This is a genomic window from Denitratisoma oestradiolicum (assembly GCF_902813185.1).
Lineage (GTDB): Bacteria > Pseudomonadota > Gammaproteobacteria > Burkholderiales > Rhodocyclaceae > Denitratisoma > Denitratisoma oestradiolicum.
In genome coordinates, this window is sequence record NZ_LR778301.1 from 3816065 (window position 1) to 3833889 (window position 17825).

Here is a 17825-nt window from a genome sequence, read left to right on the forward strand (position 1 = left end):
GATGAGAGACGTGGCGGTCCTGGGTGTGGGTATGCACCCCTTTGGCAAACTGGAAAACAAGTCCATCAAGGATTTGTGTCGTCACGCTGTATCGGAAGCCCTGAAGGATGCCGGGATCAGATGGCATGAGGTCCAGGCGATTGCCGCCGGCAGTTCCCGCTTCTCCGGCGGTAAGGGCTGGGGCCTCAACGGCAACGATGTGTCGGAAGACATGGGCAGCACCGGCTTGCCCATCTACAACCTCTCCGCCGGCGGCGCCGCGGCGGGCAACGCTTTCAACGTCGGCCACCTGCTCGTGGCCACGGGCGTGCACGATATGGTGCTGGTGGTGGGGGGAGAGAAAATGCCAGCCGGTTTCATCCAGACCTCCGGCGTGGAGGACGAAACCGACCTGGAGTTCCTGCGCCAGCGTTGCATAGGCCTGCCCGGGCCCGCGTTCTGGGGTCTGCTGGCCCAGCGGCGCATGATGGACTACGGCACCACGGAAGAACACTACGCCGCCGCCGTGGTCAAGGCCCACAAACTGGGCGTGCATAACCCCTACGCCCGCTTCCAGAAGGAATTCTCCCAGGAGCAGGTGCTCAAGTCGGCCATGGTCAATGACCCCCTGCGCCTGTTCGAGATCTGCCCGGTCAGCGACGGTGCGGCGGCCGTAATCCTGTGTTCCGCAGAGCGGGCGCGGCGGGCGACAGCAAGCCCCGTGCTAGTGGCTTCCAGCTGTGCGGCGACCAATCTGTTTGGGGACGGCCTGCTGCGGGGTGTGTCCACACCATTGCCGGCGGACGGCCGGTTCATGCACAGCGAATGCGACAGCGCGGTGCGCAAGGCCATGGAACTGGCGGGCATGGGCCATCAGGATATCGACCTGATCGAGCTGCAGGACAACACGCCCTACTACGAACTGGCTTGGCCGGAGGAGTGGGGCTTCTGCGCTCCCGGTGAGAGCGACCGCATGGTGCTGCAGGGCGAGACCATGCCCACCGGCCGCCTGCCGATCAACCCCAGCGGCGGCCTGACCTGCTTCGGCGAAGCCAGCACGGCGGTGGGCCTGGTCCAGGCCTGCGAAATCACATGGCAATTACGGGGCCAGGCTGGGGGACGGCAGGTGCCGAATGCCCGCGTAGGACTGATGCAGAGCACCGGCTTGGGCGGCAATGGCGCCGCCGCGATTCTGAAACGATAACCCAACGCAAAAAGGGAATAGCAAAAATGGAAATACGTGGAAAGGCTGCCCTGGACCAGGAGCAGATCGAGAAGTTGATGTCGGATTCATGGATCATCCGCCTGGCCACCAGCGGCCCGGGGGCTCGGATCAACCTGACGCCCCTCTGGTATTGCTGGGCGGAAGGAAAAATCTATGCCTTCACCCGGGGGCAGAAGGTGGAGAACCTGCGCCGCAACCCCGTCTGCTCGGCCATGGTGGACCAGAACGAACTCTATCCCGAACTCAATGGTGTGATGTTCCAGGGCACGGCGAAAGTGCTGGAAAATGCCGACGAGGAAAAGGCCGATCCCCACCTGGACTCCATCGTCCGGGATCGCATCGGCCTGAAATACCTGGAGGGCGGGTTCGGCTCCGCCAAGCCCCGGAACGAAAGCAGCGCCATGGGCAAGAACTGGCGCTGGATCGTGATGACCCCGGATGTCGGTTTCAGCTGGGACAACCGCAAGCTGGGCCGGAGCAAGAAATAGGGCGCCGTATCACCATGTCCACCTCCATCCCCAAGTTGCCCACCGAACTGCCGGTGGACTCCCCCCGCTTCATCGGCCGGGAAGTCAATCGGATCGAGGACCCGGGGCTGGTCACGGGCAGCGTCGAGTTCATCGACAACCTCACCCTGCCCGGCATGCTGCATTGCGCGATCCTGCGCAGCCCCCACCCCCACGCCCGCATTCTGCGAGTTGACACCCGGGCCGCAGAGCAGCTGACCGGTGTGGCGGCAGTCCTTACCGGGGAGGATGCCAAGCGCTGGAGCAATCCGGCCTTTACCGCACCCGCCGGATGGGGGGCCTACTGCCTGGCGGTGGATAAGGTGCGCTTCGTCGGCGAGCCGGTAGCCGCTGTGGCTGCCAGCAGCCGCTACGTGGCAGAGGATGCCCTGGAACTGATCGAGGTGGAATACGAGCTCCTGCCGCCGGTGGTCGATCCCTTTGCTGCCATGACCCCGGACAGCGCCCTGATCTTCGAGGAGCAGGGCAGCAACGTGATGATGGACCGCCTTTTCCAATGGGGTGAGGTGGACCGGGTTTTTGCCGAGGCGGACCATGTGTTCACGGAGAAATTCCGCTGGAACCGGGTGGGCGCCAACCCAACAGAGACGTTTGGCTGCATCAGCCACTGGGATACGGTACAGAACAGTCTGACTTGCCGTGGCGCCTATCAGACCGCCAACTTCATCGCGCTGGGGCGGGCGGCCACCCTCAACCTGCCCTCCAACAAGGTCCGCATCATCAGCCATCCCCACGGTGGCAGCTTTGGCGGCAAGGGCGGTCCACGGGGCACCGACATTTCCTCCCTGCTGTCCCGCAAGGCCGGAGGGCGGCCTGTGAAGTACATCGAGGACCGGATGGAGTACCTGCTTGCGGGCAATAGTCAGGCCTGGGACCGGTTCTACGAGGCTGCCATCGCTGTCAAAGCGGACGGCACCGTCACCGGCTTCAAACTCAAGCTGGTGGACGATCTGGGTGGTACCGGTGAGGGTTACGGTTCCATCTCCGCCGCCAAACCCCTGACCTCCTTCACCGGCTGCTATCGGATCGAGGCAGCGCAATACGACCTGAAACTGGTGGCCACCAACAAGACGCCTGCGGCCCCCTATCGGGGCATGGGCCCTCCCCCCCATAATTTGGTGCTGGAGTCCATGATGGACCTGGCCGCCCGGCACCTGGGACTGGACCCGGCTGAAATCCGCCGCCGCAATTACATCCGTCCCGAGCAGTTTCCCTACACCATCCCCAGCGGCAACGAGTACGACAGCGGGCAGTACGAAAAGGTGCTGGACGAAGTGCTGGCCCTGGCCGACTACCCCGCGTTGCGGGAAGAGCAGCGCCTGGCCCGGGAGCAGGGCCGACTGGTAGGGATCGGCGTCGTCAGCACGGTGGAGCCCGGCGTCTTCGACTGGAACGCCTATGCCATCGTTGGCATGCCCGGCATCGGCATTCCGGAAGGCGTCAGCGTTGTTTTCGACATCATGGGCAATATCACGGTGCGGGTCGGCTTCACCCTGGAGGGCCAGGGCCAGTACACCCTGGCGGCCCAGCTGATTGCAGATTACTTTGCCGTAGACATGGCACAGGTCCAGGTGGAATATGCCCACACCGGTACGGCGCCCCCCCATTACGGCCCTGGCGGTAGCCGCCTCGGCGTTTCCCTGAGCGGCGCAATCCTGGGGGCCTGCGGCAAGCTGAAGGAAAAATTTTGCCAGGTGGCCGCTGTCCTGCTGCAGGCGCCGGTGGAGGATATCGACTTGGCAAACGGCGACTTGGTGGTTCGGTCCGCCCCCGAGCGGCGGATGCCGGCGCCCCAGGTGGCAGCCACCATGCTCTCCCGCAGCGATCTGCTGCCATCGGGCATGGAGCCCAGCCCGGAAGCGACCTACGTCTGGACCGCCGCCGACCGCACGGAACCCGACGACCAGGGGCGCTGCAAATCCTACCTGACGGCGGCCAACGCCACCCATGTGGTGATGGTGGAAATCGACCGTGAAACGGGGACAACGAAAATCCTCAAGTATTTCATCGCCGACGATTGTGGCACCCGGCTGAACCCCACTACCGTGGACGGTCAGATTCAGGGGGGCGTGGCCCAGGGCGTGGGTGCCGCCCTGTTGGAAGAATATGTCTATGACGACAACGGCCAGCCCCTGGTTTCCACCTTTGTGGATTACCTGATGCCCACGATTCACGAAGTCCCCTTTCCGAAGAAGGTGGCCGTGGAGACGCCATCGCCCTTCACGCCGCTGGGCGCCAAGGGCTGCGGCGAGGGCGCTATCCACACCACGCCAGCGGCGGTGATCTGCGCCATCAATGACGCCCTGGCGCCCCTGGGAATCCAGTCTCGGGAAACACCGGCCTCGCCCCATCGGCTCTGGAAACTGATCCATCAACGGGGATGAGCCGCCGGCATCGCAGATGCGGCAATCCCCCTGTCAAAACTGTCATAGAGGAACCATCATGAGCGGTCCGCTGCATACGCAACTGTGCGAGAAACTGGGCATCGAGTATCCCGTCGTCGCCTTCACCCACTGCAAGGACGTCGCCGTCGCCGTGATCAATGCTGGCGGTTTTGCTGTGCTGGGCGAGGCCCTGCACACCCCCGACCAGATCGCCGCCGACATCAAGTGGATCAAGGAACGCATTGGCGGCAAGCCTTTCGGTATTGACCTGGTACTGCCGTCTTCCGTGCCGGAAGAAAAGAGCCTGGAAGAATTGCTGGCCATGATTCCCCAGGAGCATCGGGACTTCGAGCGCATGATCGCCAAGAAATACAACGTGCCCGAGCCGAAGATCCCGCCGGCGATCCATGTCTGGGGCGGCCTCGACCACAAGCGCGCCCTGGACCAGCTGGAAGTCATTTTCGACGAGCGGGTGCCGGTGTTCGCCTCTGGCCTGGGCTCCCCCGCTTTCCTGCTGAAGCGCGCCCATGAGCTGGGCATGCAAGTCTGGGGTCTGGTGGGCAAGCCCCGCCAGGCCAAGAGGCAGATCGAGGCCGGCACCGATGTGATCATCGCCCAGGGCTATGATGCCGCCGGCCACACCGGCAACATCGGCACCTTCTCCATCGTGCCCCAGGTGGTGGATATCTGCCGTCCAGCCGGGGTGCCGGTGATCGCCGCCGGCGGCGTGACCACCGGCCGCCACCTGGCCGCCGCCCTGGCCCTGGGCGCCGATGGGGTGTGGACCGGCTCCCTGTGGCTGGCCTCCCGGGAGTCCGACGTGAATCTGCCCCTGAAGGAGCGCCTGATCGAGGCCGAGACCGACGACACGGTCTACTCCGACTGCATCTCCGGCTACACCATGCGCACCACCCGCTCCCCTTGGCACGACGAGTGGCTCAGCGAATCCGCCCCCGAACCTCTGAAGCCCCCGCTCCAGTCCCTGCTCTCAGCCAACTACATTCAGGGCTCCCTGGACTACCAGAGGAAGGACCTGATGACCGAAGCGGCGGGGCAGGGCATCCATTACGTGAAGGAAATGAAGCCGGCGCGCCAGATTCTGTCCGACATCGTCGAGGAAGCCCTCGATGTCTTCGACCGATTCGCCGCGGCCTGAGACGGGTTCTCGGGCCCGGCTACCGGATTGAATACCTGGATCACCATCGACACAGGACGCCATGTCACTACAGTCTGTTACCCGCCGCAGGAGTCCTGTCCAGTCCCGGGCAGAATTCACCATATCCGTGATTCGCGAGGCGGGGCTGAGAATCCTGGAAAGGGAGGGCGCAAGCCGGCTGACGACGAATCACATTGCTGAAGTCGCCGGAGTGAGCGTCGGCAGCATTTATCAGTACTACCCGGACAAGTACGCCATCGTCGCGGATATCTGCAACGAATTGCTGATGACAGAGTTGGGCCAGTTGGAGCCACTCGCGGAGCAGACCCTGCGGCTTGCCCGCGAGTCCCTGGATGAAACGTTACGCTTCATCGTCCAGGGCAATCTTGGTCGCCATCGCAAGCTCTATCGGTTCCTGAAGGATTACTACCTGGAAATCCACTGGCGCTACAACTTCGAGGCCAACATGGTCGATAAATTTCCCGACCGCTGCATGACGACGGCCCGCTGGCTGCCTTTCGTCCTGAAACGCCATGGGGCCGACCTGCGCATCGACGATCATGCTAGGGCGGCAAAATTCGTCGTGGATATCATCAATGGCACCGTCCACGCCAGCCTTCAGCATTGCCCCGAGTCGATCTTCGATGAGCGCTATGCCGAGGACCTCCTGGCGCTGGTGCTGCGTTACCTGAAGAACTCGGTTGCCCTGGGGGATATGCATTGACCGCATTGGACGAATTTCGCGCCGAAGTGCGTGCCTGGCTGGAATCCAACTATCCCCCTTCCCTGCGCAAACCGCCGGGAGAGGGCGAACTGCCCCTGGCTTCCAGCAGGATGGAATTCCGGAGCGAGGACCAGCGCCTGTGGTTCGAGCGCATGAGGGATAAGGACTGGTTCGCCCCCGATTGGCCCCAGGAATTCGGAGGCGGCGGCCTCGACCCGGCCAAGGTGCGGATTCTGGAAATCGAGCAGGCCCGCCTGGGCTGCCGCCCGCCCGTCGTCAGCCTGGGAATCTGGATGATCGGCCCGGTGCTGCTGGAATTCGGCAGCGAGGAACAGAAACGACGCTTCCTGCCGCCGACGGCCCGGGGCGAAATGGGCTGGTGCCAGGGCTTCAGCGAGCCCAATGCCGGTTCCGACCTGGCCTCCCTGAAAACCGCCGCAGTCCGCGAGGGTGACGAACTCATCGTCAACGGCTCCAAGATCTGGACTTCCAACGCCTATGCCGCCGACTACATGTATGCCCTGGTGCGCACCAGCAACGAAGGCAGCAAGCAGCAGGGCATAACCATGGTGCTGATCGACATGAGGTCGCCGGGTATCACGGTGCGCCCCATTACCTTGATCAGCGGGGAGTCGAGCTTCTGTCAGGTTTTCTTCGACAATGTGAAGGTGCCATTGCACAACATGGTGGGTTCCCTGAACGGGGGATGGAACCTGGCCAAGCGCCTGCTCCAATACGAGCGCAAGGCCATGTCCAAGTTCGCCGAACTGAATCTGATGCCGGGACCCGCCCTGTTACCTGTGGCCCAGCGAGCCCAGGGCGACCCATCGGGGCGCATCGCCGATCCAGTGCTGCGGGACAAGGTGGCGGCCCTGGAAATCGAAGCCCAGGTCCAGAGTCTGACCCAGCAGCGTATCGTCGAAATGATGAAGGGCGGCCGGGATGTCTTCAACCTGAGTTCCACCATGAAGTACCACTCTGCCGAGACTGGCAAGCGCAGTGCCGAAACCATGGTGGCCGCCCTGGGCCTGCGGGGCCTGGGCTGGGAAAGCACAGGCTTCGACGAGGAGGAACTGGAAGCCACCAAACAGTGGTTGAACGTGAAGGGCCTTTCCATCGCCGGGGGTAGTTCCGAGGTGCAGCTCAACATCATCGCCAAGCGCGTTCTCGGCCTGCCGGAATAAGTCGATCAACACAGCCCCCCAAGACGCCGGTCATGCCGCGGTACACCCATATGGGAGTTGTTCCGAAGCCGAGAAATTTACATGATCGCCCTGCTTGCGCCGACGGCGTTCCGATTCCTTGTTGGCCCGCAGCTTGCCTTTTGTCCTCGTTGAAGGCCATTTCGTAGGCGGCCTGGAGCAGTTCGAAAACTTCCGGAGAGGTTCATGCCCACACCATCACCCTTCAGCCCTGTTCAGATCGGCCCCATCACCCTGCCCAATCGCTTCATCAAATCCGGCGCCAACGAGGCCATGTGCTGGAACGGTGGGCCATCGAAAGCCCTGGTCAAACACCATCGGGACCTGGCGGCCGGCGGCGTTGGCATGACCACGGTGGCCTACGGCGCGGTCAGCAAGGTGGGGCGCACCCTGCCCAACCAGATCTGGATCCGACGGGAAATCCTGCCGGACCTGAAGGCGCTGGCCGATGGAGTCCATGCCGAGGGCGCCAGGATTTCCATGCAGATCACCCATGGCGGCTCCTTCGTCACCGCCCTCAAGGTGAAGGGGCCGACCATGAGCGCGTCCTCGGGTATCAACAAGGCGGGCCTGTTGCGAGGCAACTATTTCCGACGGGCCATGAACGAGAGCGACATGTCCCAGGTGACCGGCGAATTCGTCGACGCCGCCAGGATCTGCCGAGAAGCCGGTTTCGATGCCGTGGAACTCCATATGGGTCACGGCTACCTGCTCAACCAGTTCATTTCTCCCCTGTCCAACAAGCGCAAGGACCGCTACGGCGGCAGCGCCGAGAACCGTGCCCGCTTTCCGGCCCGGGTGCTGGCAGCGGTGAAAGCGGCGGTGGGCAAGGAGATGGCGGTGATCGCCAAGATCAATGTGGCGGATGGCGTGCCTGGCGGCGCCACGGTGGAAGATGGCATGGTCACCGCCAAAGTGCTGGAAGCGGCGGGGGCCGACATGCTGGTGCTCTCTGGTGGGCGCAATGTCGAATCCAACTGGTTCATGTTCGGCAGCCCCTTCCAGTACAAGCACTTCGCCCGGACGGTCAAGAGTCCCGTCAACCGCCTGATGCTCAGGCTCGCCCTGATGTCCAACCCCAAGAACATGGTTTTTCGGGAAATGTATTTCCTGGAGTACTCGCGCCAGATCCGGGCGGCGGTGAAGATGCCCCTGGGCTACCTGGGGGGAGCCAAATCCCTGGCCAACGCGGAGACCGCCATGGGGGAGGGCTTCGACTGCGTGGTCATGGCGAGGGCACTGATCCAGGATTCCGGGCTGATCAATAAATTCCGCAACGGCGAAGTGACTGTATCCCCATGTGATGCCTGCAACGCTTGCTCTTCCTACATCTACGATCCGTCCGGGACCCGCTGCGAATACAACCCGCCCAACGATTTGGCCCTCAATCGGCAAAGGGCCTCGGCGTGAGCGGAGCTCCGCTCACGATGGCGCAGAAAGTCCCCCATGAAGGATGAGGTCGCCATCGTCGGCATCGGCGAGACAGCCTTCGGCAAGGGCTTTACCGAGAGCGAACTGCAACTGGGTTGCACCGCCATCGGACGAGCCCTTGATGATGCCGGCATCGAGGCCAGCGAAGTGGATGCCCTGGCCTGCTACACCATGGAGGAAACGCCGGAATTCGAGTTCTCCCGCAGCATGGGCTTCGGCGACCTCAGTTATTTCAGTCGGGTCAATTTCGGCGGCGGCGCCGGTTGTGCCGCCGTAGGCCAGGCGGCCATGGCCATTGCCGCCGGCCAGGCCAACGTGGCGGTGGTGTGGCGCGCCCGCAAGCGCAGCGGCAAGGCTTCCCGCTTCTGGGCCCAGACACCGCCCCGGGTATCGACCCACTGGAAATGGTCCCAGCCCTGGGGCCTGTTGCGGCCGGTGGACGAGGTCGGCTTGCTGACGCGGCGCTATTTCCACGAGTACGGCGCCGACCGGACGACCCTGGGCAGGATCGCCGTCACCCTGCGGGAGCATGCCCTGGAAAACCCGAGGGCGATGATGCGGGGCCGGCCCCTGACCCTGGAGGATTACCTGCAGGCCCGCTTGGTCAGCGATCCACTCTGTCTGTTCGACAATTGCCTGGAGACCGACGGCGCCGTGGCCCTGGTGCTGGCCCGCCGCAACCGGGCACGGGACTGCCGGCGCAAACCCGTCTATATCCATGCCTGGTCCCAGGGGTTGGCCAGCGGGCAGCAGAACATGCCCAACGTCTTTGTCGCTGATCCGTTCTCGGGAGGCTCGGCCGTGGCGGCGCGCAATCTCTGGCAGCGCTCCGATATCAGACCCGAGGATGTCGATGTCGCCCAGTTTTATGACGCATTCTCTTCCCTGATTCTGTTTTCCCTGGAGGCCTACGGCTTCTGCGGTCGCGGCGAGGCGGCGGACTTCGTTTCCTCTAGCGGGATTTCCGTGCGAGGGGGGCGGTTGCCAGTGAATACCGCCGGGGGCAGCCTGTCGGAAGCCTATGTGCACGGCTTTAATCTGGTTACGGAAGGGGTGCGCCAATTGCGGGGCGAAGCGGTCAATCCGGTGCCTGGCGCTCGCTCCTGCCTGGTGACTTCGTGCGATGCCACGCCTACCAGCGCCCTGTTGCTGAGGAATTGAGATGAGCACCGGGAATTGGGTTCTGCCGGATACCGACGACCCCGTGGATGGGCCCTTCTGGCAGGCTGCACGAGAGAAACGACTGGTAGTCCAGCATTGCGCTGCCTGCGTGGCAAGCTATTACCCGCCTCGAGTCCATTGCCCACGCTGCCATGGAGCCCTGGCCTGGAACGAGGTGGCTGGAACGGGCCGGGTCTGGTCCTACGTCACGGTCCATCCTCCCCTGTTGCCAGCCTATCAGCCCTACGCGCCCTACCAAATGGTGTTGGTGGAACTGGACGACCACCCCGGTCTGCGCCTGGTGGGCAATCTGCTCCAGGAAGATGAGGGCGCCATCAACGACACCGTTCACCAGCCGCTCTCCGTCGGCGATCCGGTGCGGGTGGCCTTCCGCACCGTTGCCGAAGACGTGGTGCTGCCGTGCTGGATAAAAGCCGGATGAACATCGATCCCCGTACATCGCGCCGCATCTTTGCCGAGGCTTTCGCTGCCCTCCCCCTCAATCATTCTGACTCTGCGTAAGGAACACCCTATGAAATTCGCACTGGCAACCCTTGGCCTGGAAAATTATCCCCCGGTCGTGGCACCCTGGGAAAGAACCTCCGGCGGCGCGGAAATTCTCCGCTATGCCCGCAAGGCCGACAGCCTGAGCTGGGACTGGCTGACCATTCCCGAACACGTGGTGATGCCCAACGAGATGGTGGAACACATGGGCAGCCGCTTCATCGAGGGCATGTCCGGCGCGGCGGTGCTGATGGGCGCCACCCAGCGCATCCACATGCTGACCTACATCCTGGCGCTACCCTATCGGCATCCCCTGCTGCTGGCCAAGCAGATCGCCACCATGGAATTCATTGCCGGCGGCCGCTTCACCCTGGGGACGGCCGTGGGCCACCTGGAGAAGGAGTTCGAGGCGCTGAATGTCCCCTTTGAGCAGCGTGGCAAGATCACTGACGAATACATCGCGGCCCTGAAAGAAGCCTGGACTTCGGACATGCCAAGCTTCGACGGCGAGTTCGTCAAGTTCAAGAACGTGGTGATCGAGCCCAAGCCGATCCAGAAGCCCCATCCTCCGATCTTCATCGGCGGCAACTCCAAGCCGGCCATGCGGCGCGCCGCGCAACTCGGCGACGGCTGGATCCCCTGGCTGGTGACGGCGGAGAATCTGCCCGAGTGCATCCAGTACATGAAGAGCCTGCCCGAGTACCAGGAGAAGGCCGACCGCTTCGAGATTCTGGTGACCACCACGGCCTACGCTCAAGACGACCATCACGTCGCCTACGGAGAGACCAAGATTGCCGCCGACCGGGACGGCGTCCTGCGGGAGATCGAAGGGCTGCAGAAGGCCGGCGCCACCTCGGTCCAGGTGCGGCCGCCCAATACCGACACCCTGGATCAGTGCCTGGAATGGGTCGAGTGGTACGACAAGGAAATCATTCCCCAATTCCGTTAACGGTCACGACGACAAGCGCCTCCCCGGCGCATGCCGGGTTCCGGATCGGCGGTTTGCTGGATTCCGGCCTGTGCCGGAATGACGGGGGTGGTGTTGGGGGGATTCGCAAAATTGTTCCGCGTTGCACGTTAAATGGGAGAACGGCCATGGCCGAGGAATTCAGCTACCTCCAGTTCCGCGTCGAGGACAAGGTGGGCATCATCACCCTGAACCGTCCCGACAAGCTGAACGCCATCAGCTGGGAACTGGCCGAGGAGCTTTCCGGCCTGCTCCACAGGCTGCGCTTCCACGACGAGGTATGCACCATCCTGTTGAACGGTGCCGGCCGTTCCTTCTGCTCCGGCGCCGATGTGAACTTCATCTGCGGGGAGAGTGAGCGGCCGATTCCCGGCACCTCCGACCCTTCCCGTCCCATCCCCCGTTCCCAGCGCAAGACGCCGGGCGGTCCCTTCTTCGAGGTGACGCGGCAGCTGGTGGCGGTGGATAAGCCGGTGATCGTGGCCATCCAGGGCCATGCGGTGGGTGCCGGCCTGGCCTACTCCATCGCCTGCGACCGTCGTTTCGGCGACACCACCACCAAGATGGCAGCGATCTTCACCAACATCGGCGTGGCGCCGGATTGCGGCCTGTCCTATTTTCTGCCCCGCATCGTGGGCTTCTCCAACGCTCTGATGATGGTGGAGACGGCCAAGGTGTTCAAGGCCGAGGAATGCAAGGCCCTGGGCCTGCTGGACGAACTGGTGCCCGAAGGCCAGGCTTTCGCGGCGGCCTTCGAGTACGCCAAGCTGCTGGCCCAGCGGGCTTCGGTGGCGGTGGACATGGCGCGGCGCATGATCCACATGTCCCAGGTCAGCACCCTGGAGGAAATCCTCGACTACGAGGGCCATGCCGGTGTGGCCGTGGCCTCCACCCTGGATGCCAAGGAAGGCACCCTGTCCTTCCTGGAAAAACGCAAGCCGGTCTATCGCGGAATGTAGGGCTTTTGAAAATCGAAACAACAATGACCACAAACCTGGAGGAATCAATCGATGGCTGAAGACAACGAATACGATGTGATCGTGGTGGGGTCTGGCGGTGGAGCCCTGCTCTCCGCGGTGAGAGCCCACGATCTGGGTATGAAGGTACTGGTGATCGAAAAGAGCGACCAGTACGGCGGCACCTCCGCCACCTCGGGTGGCGCCCTCTGGATTCCCCTGAACGGCGCGGTCGAGGACAGCTACGAATCGGCCTTCACTTACATGAAAACCGCTGCCGCCGGCACCACGACGGACAGCAAGATTCGCGCTTACCTGGATTCCGCCAAGGAGATGATCCGTTTCGTCAACGACAAGACAGCGCTGCGCTACCAGGTCAGCACCGGCTACGCCGACTACTATCCGGACGTGCCGTGCGCCCTGGACATGGGGCGGGCCATGGAACCGGTGCCCTTTGACGGCGCGTTGCTGGGGGAGGAAATCCACAAACTGCGGCCCTCCCATCCCGGCGTGACCCTGATGGGGATCGGCATGACGATCCCGGAGTCCAATGTCATGGCCACCAAAGCTCCGGGCTGGCTCTGGATCGTGCTGAAGATATTGTTTCGTTACTACCTGGATCTGCCCTGGCGCTTCAAGACCAAGCGGGACCGGCGGCTGTGCCTGGGCAATGCCCTGATCGGTGGCCTGCGCCACGCCATGCTGGCGCGCGATATCCCGCTCTGGCTCAACTGCCCTCTGGAATCGCTGATCCGTGAGGATGGCCGGGTCGTGGGTGTCATCGCCCGTCGGGAAGGCCGCCCGATCACCTTGCGCGCACAACGCGGCGTAATCCTGGCCGCCGGCGGATTCGAGCGGAATCAGGAGATGCGTGACAAATACCTTCCCCAACCCAGCCGCCAGGAGTGGGCCTGCACGCCGAAAGGCCTCAACACCGGCGACACCATCCGCGCTGCCGAGGCGATCGGCGCCAGGCTCGACAATATGCACATGATCTGGGGAACACCCACGGTGCGCGCGCCTGAGGCTCCCCAGCAAGGGCAGCAGGCCATTTTCGCGGAGCGGGGTTTCGGTGGCAGCGTCATCGTCAACCAGCAGGGACGGCGCTTCGTCAACGAAACCATCTCCTACGACCGCTTTGTCGATGCCATGTATGCCGATCACGCCAGGAACGGAGGCTGTATCCCGGCCTGGATGGTCTTTGACGCCAAGTATCGCAAGAATTGTCCCATTGGCCCCCTCCTGCCCGCCTCGGCAATGCCAGACAGCAAGGTGCCTCCGGAATGGTTCGGCGATTTCGTCTTCAAGGACAACACCCTGGAGGGTCTGGCGCGCCAGATCGGTGTCGATCCCGAAGGACTGATGGATTCCGTGCGGAAGAACAACGCTTATGCCAAAACTGGCGTGGATCTGGATTTTCACCGAGGGGAGAGCGCCTACGACCGCTATTGGTCTATCTGCGGCATCAAGCCCAATCCCTGCCTGGTCGCCATCGACCAGGGACCCTACTATGCGGTACGCCTGGATGCCGGCGACACAGGCACCAGGGGGGGGCCTGCGGTTACCGAGGACGCCCAGGTACTCGATCAGGGGGGAACACCCATTTCTGGGCTCTACTGCATCGGCAACAACGCCGCGGCTCCCCTGGGTCGGGTCTATGGTGGCGCCGGGGGCACTATCGGTCCCGGGATGGTATTTGGCTATCGGGCAGTCAATCACCTGGCGCAGGTCTAACCCTTCCAATCCAATTCCAGGGGAAAAGGCTGATCAGGCCCTCTCCCGCGCCCTGAATCCTGGAGGGGCCGCCAAGGCGGCCTTCGGCCGTTCGCCTTAAAACTCCCAACGGCGATGTCACAGGGGACAAAATTTGCTGCAAAATCAAGTTGGCTTTTCCGTGCCGAAATCCACAGGAACTTCTGCCGTCCTGATCTTGACCATGAGCAACGCCGAACCCGATTCATTGCCCATAGACGCTGACCTCTCCGACCAGAACGCTCTGGCTGCGCTGGTCGGCTTGGTCTATGAAGGTCTATTGGAGCCCGTCCCTTGGTTCAGCATCCTCGACTGGCTGCGGCGCCGGCTCCACAGCAATGCAACGGGCGTGGTGCTGCGTCCGGCCTCCATGGATGAACCAGCCTTCGCAATTAACTCCAACAGCCGGGGGACACGGATATCCAGCAACATCTATGGGAGTTTCTACTACTATTTCCTCGACACTTTCCGCCACCTTCCACCCGAGCAAGTATTAACGGTGGAAGAATGGCTGGGCGAAGAAACCTTCCTCAACGGTGATTTCTATCATGAGTATTACGTTCCCAGGGATATCCGCTATGCCATGGGCGCCGACTTCTATACCGATGATGAAACAGAATGCCGGATACGGGTCTGCCGGTCCCCGGATGCCGGCCCATTCACTGCGGAAAACAAAGCGCTGCTGCAGTTGCTGGTTTCCCATTTCAAGCGGTCCGTACAACTGTATTTCCGGCTTTGTCAGATTGATACCGAACGCAAGCTCTACGCCAATACCCTGAACCGGATTCAGCTGGGCTCCATCCTGCTGGACGATACCGGGAAGATCATGACCCGCAACGACGTGGCCGCGGAAATACTGTCCCGGCGCGACGGCATATGGGAACAGGAAGGCAGCCTGCAGGTAAGCCCCACCACCCAGGGGCGGCGCCTTCAGGTCCTGTTGAACAAGGCACTCGAAGACAGGAAGCGGCCAATCCCGTCGGTGACCGAGGCCGTCTTCATGCCCAGAAAAGCTGGTCACCAGAATTTGAGCGTGCTCATCAAATCCATCCCCCGGGTGGAACGGGGGGATGGCAAGCGCCGGCCAGCAGTCGAGGTTTTTCTGCGGGACCCGGAGCAGAAGACATGCCCTTCCCAGGACACCTTGAGCAAGCTGTTCAATCTCACTCCGGCGGAGGCCACATTGTGCGCCTCCCTCGCCGCGGGCAACAATATCAACGAGGCCTGCTCGGCACTGGGCATCACCCGCAACACGGCAAAATCCAGGTTGAAAAGCATTTTCAGCAAGACCGGCGCCACACGCCAATCCCATCTGGTCAGCATCCTGCTCGACACCATCGCGGCCCTCTGAGCTGCGGTCACCACACCGGACAAGGTTCCGGTAACGAAATCTGAATCAGCTTATTTGAGGCCGCTTCTGTCGGGATGCTTCCCATGTACACCCATATGGGTGTTGTTGCGGCGTCCGTACGTTCTCATGATGTGCACACACGTACCGGGATTTGGCGCACACCGCATCCCCCGACATCTATCAACTTTTTAAGGGCAATCAACATGGAAGTGAAAAGTCCGGGCAGAAGGCGTGCGATCAGCGCGACGCTGTTGGGCGTGGCTCCCATTGCCCTGCTGGGTACCGCCACCGGGCTAGTCAAACCGGCTGAAGCAAAGGAAGGCGATGGAAGGAGCCAGGACATGGGACTGAAACTCAAGCCGCTCGGGACGTTGGCCCTGCATACCGCCGGCTCCTGGAGCTTCAATGGACCGATCTGGAATCGGTCTGCAACCGAGATGAAACGCGTGGAATGGAACTGTGAGCTGTTCAAGCTCAAGAGCCTCTGGGCGAACGGAACCTACCAGAAGGGGCCGAGCGTGGCACAGGTGAACGTCCGTGTGCTGCTTGAGGATGCCGATGGAATCAAATTGTTCCTCGACTATTTGGTGCGGACGGACATGCCACTGCACATGGAGGGCAAGCATCCGGTGATCATGTCGGGGCGCATCGAGGTCGATGATGCCGTTGAGAAGTATCGCTGGCTTAATCGCACCCAGGTCGTCGGCAAGGGCTATCTCAACAAGGAGCGGAATCTCCAGACCTATGAAATGTATGCGTTGGCCTGGGATTGAACCTTCCATGGCCCCGATCAACGGCGTCTCCTGGAGAGTGTCATGAGCAATGACAAAAGACGGCGCAACATCCTCAAGGGTGTAGCCGCCACTGCGGCCCTAGAGTTGCTGCCCGAGGCCAAGGCCGGCAACACTGGGGCTGCGATTCCTGCAACAACGCCGCGGATAATCGCCGAGGGAAGCGTTCCCCGCTGGGACGGGGAAACGGAGGTTCTGGTCATCGGTCTGGGCTGCGCCGGTGCGGCCGCCGCCATCGAGGCGGCACGCGCCGGCGCCCATACCCTGGTGCTGGAGTGGACCAGCGGCGGCGGCGGCACTTCAGCCATGTCGGGCGGAAACTTCTATTTCGGCGGCGGAACGCCCGTGCAGCGGGCCAACGGCTTCGAGGACAACGCCGAGGAGATGTTCAAGTACCTGGCCGCCTCTACGGGAATCGCACCGGACCTGGAAAAAATCCGCCTCTACTGCGATGGCAGTCTGGAGCATTTTCAGTGGGTCTCGGCGCTGGGGGTGCCGTTCAAGCATTCTTACTGGCAGCACAATTTCGAACCCTGGACCGACGACTGCCTCTGGTACTCAGGCAGCGAGAAAACCCACCCCTACAACACCCTGGCCCGGCCCGCACCCCGCGGGCACAAGCCGGAAATCGAGGGAAGCAGCACCGGCGGCCGGCTGCTGATGGAAAAGATGCAGCAGGCACTGCTCGTCGCCGGCGCCGAGCGGGTAATGGATGCACGCTGCGTCGCCTTGATCAAGTCGGCCCGGGGCCGCGTGGTCGGCTGCGCGGCGAAAATCGCTGGAGAGTTGCGCCATTACCGGGCCAGACGTGGCGTTATCCTGACCACGGGTGGCTTTATTTACAATCCGGTCATGGTGGCCCGTTACGCACCCCAGGCTCGTCCACTGCCCCCCCTGGGCTGCGGTACCGACGACGGAAGCGGCATCCAGCTCGGCCAGGCCGCCGGTGGCGAGTGCATCAACATGAATGCCATCGCTTATACCTGCCCGGTCCTGATGCCTCTGAAATTCATCAAGGGCATCCTGGTCAATGAACACGGCCAGCGCTTCATCAATGAGGACGTCAACCACAAGCGCATCGGCGAATTCGCCGTACTCCACGAGAACAGCCGCATGTACCTGATCGTGGACAACAATATCTATGACAAGCCCCGGTTTCCCGGCGTGCGCTTGGTTGCCGCCGCCGAAACCATCGAGGAATTGGAGATCGAGCTGGGCCTGCCCCAGTTCTGCCTCCAGGATACGGTGGAAACCTACAATTTTCATGCTGCGCAAGGGCGAGATCCTTTGTTCGGAAAGCAGGCAGAACATCTCAAACCCCTGGATAAGGGGCCTTACGCAGCCTTTGATTGCGGCCTCGCGGGGGGCGCCCCCTACAGCGCCTTCACCCTTGGCGGCCTGCACACCCGTCCAAGTGGAGAGGTGCTGGACATGGACGGCTGTCCGATCCCCGGTCTCTATGCGGCCGGCCGAGCCACCTCCTGTCTAAGCGCCCAGTCCTGCGGCACCAGCGGCATCCAGATTGGGGAAGGCACCTTCTTCGGTCGTTTGGCGGGGAGATCGGCAGCAAAGAACAGCGTGGATAGTACCCATCCACTCCGATAAACCTCACGGAAAACATCGAAAGAAATTCGCAGGCTAGGACTGCCTGGGTCGTGGAGGAGCATCGCCACACAGCACAGCACCATGCATCAGTAATCCGGCGCAGCACACAT

Annotated in this window: 15 protein-coding genes; all 15 read left to right on the top strand. The window is 62.5% G+C overall.

Annotation, left to right across the window (positions count from 1 at the left end):
* The first annotated feature begins 1 nt into the window (after position 1).
* The 15 genes from DENOEST_RS17440 to DENOEST_RS17510 all read left to right on the top strand — a co-directional run bounded on the left by DENOEST_RS17440 (position 2) and on the right by DENOEST_RS17510 (position 17715).
* The gene (locus DENOEST_RS17440; RefSeq protein WP_145769534.1) at positions 2 to 1183 is read left to right on the top strand and encodes a thiolase C-terminal domain-containing protein; all 1182 of its coding nucleotides are present in this window, start codon (positions 2 to 4) and stop codon (positions 1181 to 1183) included.
* A 26-nt stretch (positions 1184 to 1209) separates the two neighbouring features.
* Positions 1210 to 1692, top strand: coding sequence for a pyridoxamine 5'-phosphate oxidase family protein (locus DENOEST_RS17445; protein ID WP_170228101.1), 483 nt, complete (start codon positions 1210 to 1212; stop codon positions 1690 to 1692).
* 14 nt (positions 1693 to 1706) lie between these two features.
* Positions 1707 to 4115, top strand: a complete 2409-nt coding sequence (locus DENOEST_RS17450) for a xanthine dehydrogenase family protein molybdopterin-binding subunit (RefSeq protein ID WP_145769536.1) — start codon at positions 1707 to 1709, stop codon at positions 4113 to 4115.
* A 58-nt stretch (positions 4116 to 4173) separates the two neighbouring features.
* The gene (locus tag DENOEST_RS17455; protein WP_170228102.1) at positions 4174 to 5271 is read left to right on the top strand and encodes a nitronate monooxygenase; all 1098 of its coding nucleotides are present in this window, start codon (positions 4174 to 4176) and stop codon (positions 5269 to 5271) included.
* 61 nt (positions 5272 to 5332) lie between these two features.
* Positions 5333 to 5995, top strand: coding sequence for a TetR/AcrR family transcriptional regulator (locus tag DENOEST_RS17460; RefSeq protein ID WP_145769538.1), 663 nt, complete (start codon positions 5333 to 5335; stop codon positions 5993 to 5995).
* A complete protein-coding gene (locus DENOEST_RS17465) occupies positions 5992 to 7179 on the top strand; it encodes an acyl-CoA dehydrogenase family protein (RefSeq protein ID WP_145769539.1) in 1188 nt (395 codons plus the stop codon). The genes DENOEST_RS17460 and DENOEST_RS17465 overlap by 4 nt, the downstream gene beginning before the upstream one ends.
* 204 nt (positions 7180 to 7383) lie before the next feature.
* Positions 7384 to 8607 carry an NADH:flavin oxidoreductase gene (locus tag DENOEST_RS17470; RefSeq protein ID WP_145769540.1) on the top strand — a complete coding sequence of 408 codons (1224 nt, stop codon included), beginning with the start codon at positions 7384 to 7386 and terminating at the stop codon, positions 8605 to 8607.
* A gap of 36 nt (positions 8608 to 8643) precedes the next feature.
* Positions 8644 to 9789 (top strand): thiolase C-terminal domain-containing protein, encoded by a 1146-nt coding sequence (locus tag DENOEST_RS17475; protein ID WP_145769541.1) that lies wholly within the window; start codon positions 8644 to 8646, stop codon positions 9787 to 9789.
* 1 nt (position 9790) lies between these two features.
* Complete coding sequence (locus DENOEST_RS17480; RefSeq protein WP_145769542.1) at positions 9791 to 10231, top strand: Zn-ribbon domain-containing OB-fold protein; 441 nt, start codon at positions 9791 to 9793, stop codon at positions 10229 to 10231.
* A 90-nt stretch (positions 10232 to 10321) separates the two neighbouring features.
* Positions 10322 to 11242 carry a TIGR03619 family F420-dependent LLM class oxidoreductase gene (locus DENOEST_RS17485; protein ID WP_145769543.1) on the top strand — a complete coding sequence of 307 codons (921 nt, stop codon included), beginning with the start codon at positions 10322 to 10324 and terminating at the stop codon, positions 11240 to 11242.
* Positions 11243 to 11388: 146 nt separating this feature from the next.
* On the top strand, positions 11389 to 12219 hold the full coding sequence (locus tag DENOEST_RS17490) for an enoyl-CoA hydratase/isomerase family protein (RefSeq protein WP_183148279.1): 831 nt from the start codon (positions 11389 to 11391) through the stop codon (positions 12217 to 12219).
* Between the two features lie 51 nt (positions 12220 to 12270).
* Positions 12271 to 13950, top strand: a complete 1680-nt coding sequence (locus tag DENOEST_RS17495) for an FAD-binding protein (RefSeq protein ID WP_145771937.1) — start codon at positions 12271 to 12273, stop codon at positions 13948 to 13950.
* 202 nt (positions 13951 to 14152) lie between these two features.
* The gene (locus tag DENOEST_RS17500) at positions 14153 to 15319 is read left to right on the top strand and encodes a helix-turn-helix transcriptional regulator (protein ID WP_145771938.1); all 1167 of its coding nucleotides are present in this window, start codon (positions 14153 to 14155) and stop codon (positions 15317 to 15319) included.
* Between the two features lie 83 nt (positions 15320 to 15402).
* Entirely contained in the window at positions 15403 to 16092 is a 690-nt protein-coding gene (locus DENOEST_RS17505) for a hypothetical protein (RefSeq protein WP_145771939.1), read from the top strand.
* 42 nt (positions 16093 to 16134) lie between these two features.
* Positions 16135 to 17715, top strand: a complete 1581-nt coding sequence (locus tag DENOEST_RS17510; protein WP_145771940.1) for an FAD-dependent oxidoreductase — start codon at positions 16135 to 16137, stop codon at positions 17713 to 17715.
* Positions 17716 to 17825 lie beyond the last annotated feature (110 nt).